The following is a 1,642-nucleotide window of genomic DNA, read 5'->3' on the forward strand; positions in this document are numbered from 1 at the left end:
TCACCGCCCTCGGCATACCCGTCACCGAAGCCATAGGATGAGTCCGTCCGGGGAAAGGGGAAGTCCGTCCCCACGTCGATTTGCACAACAGAGTCCTTTCAGAAGGTAAATTTTGGCAAAAGAGTTGATCGCCCTGGTCGCTTCACGCTGCTACGCGGGCCTCTACCCGCCTGCCTATGTATTCTTGTGTGAGCCGCGAGGCCGCTTTGCGGCGTTCGTCAGGCCTTTGGACCGTATTGGTCAGTGCAGCATTGAACGCGTTGTGAAACCGTGAGAGTTGTGTTGCCACGACTTTACGCACTTCCGCGTCGATACCGGCTATACTGGCGGCCGTGTTACACAGGAGGCAGCCGCGTGGCTCGTTCTTGGGAATAGCCCTAAAGAAAGCATCTATTCGATCTTCTGCTGACATGTCTGATCGCAAAAGCAGTGCAATGCCTGGATCGACATGCAAGGCGACATATTTGTTAAGTGCTTTTAAGAACAATGCCTTTTTCGACCCAAACTCGTTGTAAAGCGACCCGCGCTGGATACCCATCTGGCTTTGTAATTCTGCGAGGCGTGCCAATTCGTAACCATCGCGCCAGAAGACCTGCATCGCTGCTTCTAGAGCTGCTTCGGGTTCAAAGGAGTAGGGTCTTGCCATGGCGAGCAACTGCTTTTTTCAGTGTTTGGACCCGGGTGAGGTGTGTTTTGTATCACTGGATCAACGACGCGACATACTATTTTGCAGTTTGATGCGTTACCATAAGCAAGTCCTGGCCAAGAAGGTCTATGACTTCGATGCTCATAGGAAGAGATTGCAAACCACCGTTCTGCCTATTTTTTGGGCGCGGTATTGATAGACTGCACGCCCTGTAGGCAGTCGGTAAATCGCGGCTTTAGTTGAATGGTGAGTTACGATGCAAGGCTCCGGAGAAGTATGACGTAAGTGTAAACCCATCTGGACACAAAGATGTGTTTGATATTTAGTTGACCGGACGGTCATTTACTGCCTTTATGAGCGCACGCAAGACGCCTGTCTAACCTCCCACGGCGTCACATCAAAAACGGAGAACATCCATGAAGAAAACACTTATCGCCGCCGCACTCGCCCTTGCCTTTGCTGCTTCAAGCCCTGCCTTTGCATATGACATCACTTCGACAGCGCCAGTGAATGTCAGCTCTGCCAGCATCGCGTTGCAGAGCCATGATCCGGTCGCCTATTTCACAGTCGGTAAACCGGTTTTGGGTTTCGAAGAGTTCTCTGCCGAGTATGAAGGTGCGATCTATCGTTTCTCCTCCACCGGAAACCTTGAAGCCTTCAATGCTGATCCAGCAAAGTATGCACCTCAGCATGGCGGATACTGTCGCATGGGCGTTGCACTCGGCAAAAAATTGGACGGCGACCCCAACCTGTTCCGTGTCGATAACGGTAAGCTGTCTGTTTATTCCTATCCGGCGGCACTGAAAGGCTTCAGCGGTGATGTCGAGGGAAACGGCGCAAAAGCTGACGCCAACTGGCCTGGGATCTCGAATATTGCACCCAAAGATCTGTAAGCGAAACCGGCTATGTTGCGCAAAGGTGGCTGGCGGAGGGATTCACGTCGCGAATCCAGCGTGATAGCCGGGGTGGATGAGCAAGCCGACACCCCCGACGTAC

Annotated in this window: 2 protein-coding genes; one reads left to right on the top strand and one right to left on the bottom strand. The window is 52.7% G+C overall.

Features of this window, described 5'->3' with window-relative positions:
- Positions 1 to 142: 142 nt before the first annotated feature.
- The gene (locus BLW43_RS22670; protein ID WP_139284211.1) at positions 143 to 646 is read right to left on the bottom strand and encodes a TetR/AcrR family transcriptional regulator; all 504 of its coding nucleotides are present in this window, start codon (positions 644 to 646) and stop codon (positions 143 to 145) included.
- Positions 647 to 1,062: 416 nt separating this feature from the next.
- On the opposite strand from BLW43_RS22670, the gene BLW43_RS22675 reads away from it, so the two are divergent.
- Positions 1,063 to 1,539 (top strand): YHS domain-containing (seleno)protein, encoded by a 477-nt coding sequence (locus BLW43_RS22675; RefSeq protein ID WP_093257214.1) that lies wholly within the window; start codon positions 1,063 to 1,065, stop codon positions 1,537 to 1,539.
- The last annotated feature ends 103 nt before the right edge of the window (positions 1,540 to 1,642 follow it).

Source organism: Rubrimonas cliftonensis (assembly GCF_900107585.1).
GTDB lineage: Bacteria > Pseudomonadota > Alphaproteobacteria > Rhodobacterales > Rhodobacteraceae > Rubrimonas > Rubrimonas cliftonensis.